The sequence below is a fragment of the Flavobacterium macrobrachii genome, from assembly GCF_014486675.1.
Lineage (GTDB): Bacteria > Bacteroidota > Bacteroidia > Flavobacteriales > Flavobacteriaceae > Flavobacterium > Flavobacterium macrobrachii.
In genome coordinates, this window is sequence record NZ_JACTAC010000039.1 from 25,910 (window position 1) to 32,448 (window position 6,539).

The window sequence follows — 6,539 nt, forward strand, 5'->3', positions numbered from 1 at the left end:
TTTCTTAATTAGTTTATTAGTATTTTGTTAGTAAAATATAGTTAAAAAACTAATTATCTATTACTCATTGCAGATAACATTCCACCATAAACATTGTTCAATGAAGACAAGTTTGATGTTAATGATTGCATTTGATCTTTTAATTTTAAATTGTTTTCAGCAACTTCATTGTTGATTGCAGCATTTCTTTCAGCACTTTGCAATTGAACTTGGTATAAACCATTCAATGTTTCTAATTGTGTAGCTGCTTTTGTCATTTCTTCTGCATATTTTTTAGTAGAAGCAACCGAGTCAACTGTTGGAGAAATTGCTTTTGCTGCTCCTTCAAAGTTTTTTATACTGTTTCCTAAGCTTTCCATTAATTGACCATCAATTTTAGCTTCTTTCAACATGTTGTCTAATTTTTGAGACAATAAACCTTGAGCATCTGCTGGATCTTCTTTTTTCTTATCTCTTGGTTTAGCTTCGCCTCCAGCTAATTCTGGATAAACAAGTGACCAGTCAATTTCTTTTGCTGGTGCTTCGAAAGCAGAAATTGCGAAAATTAATGCTTCAGTTACAAGTCCTATAGTTAACATCACAGTTCCTGTGAATGGTCCAAATTCAAAATGAGCGATTTTAAATAATGCTCCGATAATTACAATTGCCGCACCCATACCGTATGCGAAGTTCATTACTTTTGGTGATAATAATGCCATAATAAAAAAAATTAGTTAGTTAAGTTAATATAATTTAAGTTAGTTAATATACTCTATTTTCTAGGAGCTTTACCAGTGTTTCCTGTCACTTGTGTTCCCATGTAATCCTGAACAGTTCTAAAACCAATATAACTTCTTGCAGTGTCCGCATATTCAAAATCTCTTGTTGAAACTTGCAAAAAGTAGGCTACATCTTTCCACGAACCACCACGAACGACTTTCCTCATATTTTTAGAATCTGGAACATTAGGATTCATTGAAGAAACATATTCATAAGCAGCTGGGTCATATGAAGAGTCAGTCCATTCAGCAACATTCCCTGCCATGTTGTATAGATTATAACCATTTGGCTCATAAGATTTAGCCTCAACTGTATATAGTGCTTGGTCAGCAGCATAATCTCCTCTATTAGGCTTAAAGTTGGCCAAGAAACAACCTCTATCATTTTTAGTGTAAGGTCCACCCCAAGGATAAGCTCCTGACTCTAATCCACCACGTGCAGCATATTCCCATTCAGCCTCAGTTGGCAGTCTAAATGTGTTAATCAAATCTTTTTTCTTCTTTTTTGATTTAATGTAAGCATTTTTATTTAGAGTTCTCCATGCACAAAATGCTTTTGCTTGTTTCCAACTAACACCAACTACCGGATAATCTCCATAAGCTTGATGCCAGAAATAGTCATTGTGCATTGGCTCATTATATGAATAGCTAAAATCTTTAATCCAAACTGTAGTATCTGGATAGATTTCCTGCTGTTCTGTTTTAATAAACTTACTTCTCTTGCCTACTTTTGCTTTTGCAGCTGCCTGAATATCCATGTATGAATATCTAAATTTCAGTTTGCGAACATCAATAGTTCTTAGACCATTAAAAGATTCAGCAAGAGGCAAATACATAGTATCCATAACTTCAGTGTAAAATTCATCAGGATATTTACTCGTATCTGTAATTAATTTAATTTTTTTATTTAATCTTCTACCAGCATAAGGATCATCATCAGTTCCTACACTGTAATAGTTCTCATACATGTACTTATCATAAGGAGTCATTTTTGCAGGATCTGTATCACTAAATGCAAAATCTCCAATACTTCCACCTTTTCCTCCGCTTTTTCCTCCAGCAGTTAAACCTTGTTCATCAGCAAAAATAGCCAAGCGCACTCTTATGATTGAATCTTTTACCCATTCAACGAACTGACGATATTCACTATTAGTAATCTCAGTCTCATCCATATAAAAGGAACGAACCGTAACTGTTTTTGTTGGTGCATCTTGTACATTAGCTAAATCATCATCTGATTTACCCATGATAAATGCTCCGCCAGGAACCAATATCATACCGTAAGGTTTTTCTGGATGCCATTTTTTACCTTTAACACCTACTAACTCTCCTTTGTCATTGGAACGGCCACAGCTAGTTAATAAAGCTAAAACTGATGCAAATGCGATGAACTTCTTCATATAAATTGGGGTTATTTGAATACTCAATTTTTAAGGGCGTAAACCTATTTATAATTTTTTAAAAAAACAATTATTAACACAAAAAATTATTTAACATGACAAAACTAAAATTATTATTTGAAATAAAAAAATTTTTTATCGTTAAAAAGTACAAAAATATCGATTAAATACATGTTTTTTATTATTAAATAATAAATACACTACAAAAATTAATATATTACTTGTTTTTTTTATACAAATTTTAATTTATAAAACATTTTTTCTTTGTGCTTTCCACCATCTTTCTGGTATCTCTTGATTGCACGCAACCAAATATTCTTCATGTGAACAAGGTAATAACGTATTTTTTTTTAGTTTATTGTGTGCTACTGAAAAAAAAGGTATTTCTATCCACCAACGTTCTGTTTTGTTACTCTTGTAAAACACTAATTCTTCTTCTTCAAGCGGTACTATATATTTAGAGTACATTTCTTTACTTCCGAATGGATATTCATTGGAACGGAAATTAAAACCTTCTATGAAATACCAAATTATTTGGGCTATTAGCACCGATTCTTGTTTAGTGTTATCATGATTAAATATCCCAAAACAGCTAACCTTATCGCTAATTCCAGCATAACGTGCTAAACTACATATCTCTTTACCATTGAAACCATTAGGTGTAAAATTAGTAAAATTTCCTGAGTCTGATGTTTTTATTGTTGTTAAATCTATATTTACTAAATCTGCATCTCTCAAAACAGGTTCAGCCAAAGAAATATTACTTGAAATTTCCCCTAATCTATAGGCATCGAAATATAATTTTTCTATCAAATCTATTTCTTCCTGTGAATTAAAATAGGTTTGATATCCAATATTACAATAGTTAAATAGATTATTAGGTTCGTCAATAATTATTTTTGACATATATGAATCAGCCGAAATACTTCCGTCTTGTTTTCCAAAATCAAATCTTGAATCGATGGAAACCAAATTCACCATTTGCTCTAAATCGTCGTAAGCTCTGTATAAAGGATAGATTAAATCTTGACTTCCTCCGATAACTATCGGTACAATTCCTTTTTTTAATAATTTTGAAGCTACTCTTTTTAAGGCAAAAAAAGTATCATCCAAAGAATTACCGGGAAGAATATCTCCTAAATCTGCTATTGAACTTTGCCAATTTCCTGGAAATAAACTGTAGAATTCTTTACGAATAAAATCCAAATTAACTTCTTGATAGGCTTTCTTATCGCCGCGATTTTCGGGAACTCCGATTATAGCAATTTTTATTTTATCTAAATCGGGGAAATCTTTATCGGTATGAAAAGCGACTTTGCTTCCCATGTTTTGAGTTGAAAGTGAGCTTACATATTCAATAATTTCATTATCAACGGGTGATAAAAAATCAAATTCCATAGTTTATTTCTTTTTTGCTGGTGCTTTTTTAGTTGCCGTTTTTTTTGTCGCTGTTTTTTTCTCAGGTGTTTTTTTTGCAATCATTTCTTTTACTTGTTCCAATGTTAATGCAGCTGCATCAATATCTTTACTTAGTTCGATTTTGATTTTTCCTTTGGTAATTTCTGATCTTCCCCAACGTGCTTTTTGAACCAAAATACCTTCTTCGCTCCAGTTATGAATTACTTTGTCGATGTCTTTTTGTAATTTTTCTTCGATTAATTCAGCTACGTCCGATTGTGATAGATTATCGAAGTTGTATTTTTTATTTACATTAATAAAGATACCGTTCCATTTAAGGAAAGGTCCAAAACGTCCAACGCCTTTTTGAACATCCATATTTTTATAGGTTGCTATTGGTGCATCGGCTTTTACTTTTTCATCTATTAATTCTTTTGCTCTTTCCATAGTTACATCCAATGGTTCTTCGCCTTTTGGTAATGAAATGAATTGTTTTCCAAAGCGAACATAAGGACCAAAACGTCCATTGCTTACTTCTACTTCTTCTCCTTTGTAATCTCCTAATGATTTTGGCAATAAAAACAACTTCAAAGCTTCTTCAAGGGAAATGTTTCCCATATTTTGCTCTGGACGTAAGCTTGCAAACTGTTTTTCTTCGTCGTCTGCATCACCGATTTGAGCCATTGCTCCAAATTTCCCTAAACGAACTAAAACTGTTTTACCTGTTTCAGGATGTTTTCCTAGTATTCTTTCACCACTTTCGCGGTCGGCATTTTTTTCTACTTCTTGAACATTGGGATGGAATTTATTGTAGAAATCTTGCATCATATTTGCCCAATCGATATTTCCTTCGGCGATTTCGTCAAAATCTTGTTCTACTTTGGCTGTAAAATTATAATCCAAAATAGCTTCAAAGTTTTTTACCAAGAAGTCATTTACGATGGTTCCAATATCGGTTGGAACTAGTTTTCCTTTATCGGAACCTGTATTTTCTTTTAGAACTTCTGTTTTTACCTGACCGTTTTTCAAAGTCAACTGACCGTATTTGCGTTCTTTTCCTTCGGATGTTCCTTTTTCTACGTAATTTCTATTGATAATTGTAGAAATGGTTGGCGCATAGGTTGATGGTCGACCAATCCCTAATTCTTCTAATTTTTTTACCAAAGAAGCTTCTGTATAACGACTTGGTGGTTGGGTAAAACGTTCTTTGGCTACAATTAATTGATTGTCTAATTTTTCATTTATTTTTAATGCTGGCAACATTCCTTCTTGTTCTTCATCGTCATCATCGTTACCTTCAAGATATACTTTTAAAAATCCTTCGAACTTTATTACTTCTCCGGTGGCTTGAAAAACTTCTGAATGTTTGTCGGCTTGAATTTTTACATTAGTTCGTTCCAATTCGGCATCAGCCATTTGGGAAGCTAACGTTCTTTTCCAAATTAAATCATACAGACGAGCTTGATCTCTGTCGATATTTACCGTATGCAACGACATATCCGTTGGACGAATGGCTTCGTGAGCTTCTTGCGCACCTTTTGCTTTGGTTACAAAACTTCTAGGTTTGCTGTATTCTGCACCATATGATTTTGTGATTTCGGCTTGCGCTGCTGCGGTTGCTTCTTGAGAAAGATTCACACTATCGGTTCTCATATAAGTAATCAATCCGGCTTCGTACAAGCGTTGCGCTAACTGCATGGTGATTCCTACTGGAAGGTATAATTTACGGGCTGCTTCTTGTTGTAACGTAGAAGTTGTAAACGGAGCTGCTGGTGATTTTTTTGTTGGTTTGGTTTCTAAATCGGCTACTTTATAATTTGCTCCGATGCTTTTATTTAGGAAATCTTCGGCTTCTTTTTTAGTAGCGAAGTTTTTTGGTAATTTGGCTTTAACGGTTTTTCCAGCTTCGTTAGTAAATTCGGCTGAAACTGCATAAGAACCAACGGCTTTGAAATCTTGAATTTCTCTTTCGCGTTCTACTATTAAACGAACTGAGACTGATTGTACACGACCTGCTGAAAGTCCGCCTTTTACTTTTTTCCATAAAACTGGGGACAATTCATAACCTACTAATCTATCTAGAACTCTTCGAGCTTGTTGTGCATTTACTAGATTGTAATCTATTCCACGAGGATTTTCAATTGCTTTTTGAATAGCGGTTTTGGTGATTTCGTGGAAAACGATACGTTTTGTTTTGGATTTGTCTAATTTTAATTCTTCCGCTAAGTGCCAAGAAATGGCTTCTCCTTCGCGGTCTTCATCGGAAGCCAACCAAACCATTTCGGCTGATTTTGAAAGATCTTTTAGTTTTTTTACGAGTGCTTTTTTATCGGATGAAACTTCATATTTTGGTTTGAAACCATTTAGAACATCTACTCCTATTTCTTTTGAAGGCAAGTCGGCAATATGTCCATAACTTGATTCTACTTGGTATTCTTTCCCTAGAAATTTTTCGATTGTTTTAGCCTTAGCTGGTGACTCTACGATAACTAAATTCTTTGCCATATCCCGATTGTTTGTGCGGACAAATGTAATTGTTTTTTTTAAATTACCGATTTAGTGTTGTTTTTTAACGGGGAATGGTTTGGAATTTGTTTTGGAATGGTTTTTTTGGTTAAAGGTTGTTGGGTATTTGGTTTGGGTTGATTGGTTTTTTAATAAAGCCAATAGGAATGGGGTTTCCGCCGATTGGAATTGAGTTTCCGTCGGTTGGAAATTAGCTTCCGTGGATTAGAATTGAGTTTCCGTCGATTGGAAATTAGTTTCCGTGGGTTGGAATTGAGTTTCCGTGGGTTAGAAATTAGTTTCCGCTGATAAGAATTGAATTTCCGTGGGTTGGAAATTTGTTTCCGTGGGTTAGAATAAAGTTTCCGCCGATTAGAATTTAATTTCCGTGGGTTGGAATTGAGTTTCCGTTGATTAGAATTGAGTTTCCGTGGGTTGGAAATGGATTCCCGCCTTCGCGGGAATGACAGGTGGTGGT

General features: G+C 34.1%; 4 protein-coding genes. All 4 read right to left on the minus strand.

Going from position 1 to position 6,539, the window contains the following annotated elements; genetic code table 11:
• Positions 1-53: 53 nt before the first annotated feature.
• The 4 genes from porL to topA all read right to left on the minus strand — a co-directional run bounded on the left by porL (position 54) and on the right by topA (position 6,061).
• Positions 54-698 carry a type IX secretion system motor protein PorL/GldL gene (gene porL, locus IAI56_RS09740; protein ID WP_187657689.1) on the minus strand — a complete coding sequence of 215 codons (645 nt, stop codon included), beginning with the start codon at positions 696-698 and terminating at the stop codon, positions 54-56.
• Positions 699-751: 53 nt separating this feature from the next.
• Positions 752-2,158 (minus strand): T9SS ring complex lipoprotein PorK/GldK, encoded by a 1,407-nt coding sequence (gene porK / locus IAI56_RS09745; protein WP_187657690.1) that lies wholly within the window; start codon positions 2,156-2,158, stop codon positions 752-754.
• A 246-nt stretch (positions 2,159-2,404) separates the two neighbouring features.
• A complete protein-coding gene (locus IAI56_RS09750; protein WP_187657691.1) occupies positions 2,405-3,556 on the minus strand; it encodes a formimidoylglutamase in 1,152 nt (383 codons plus the stop codon).
• Positions 3,557-3,559: 3 nt separating this feature from the next.
• Entirely contained in the window at positions 3,560-6,061 is a 2,502-nt protein-coding gene (topA, locus tag IAI56_RS09755) for a type I DNA topoisomerase (protein WP_187657692.1), read from the minus strand.
• Positions 6,062-6,539 lie beyond the last annotated feature (478 nt).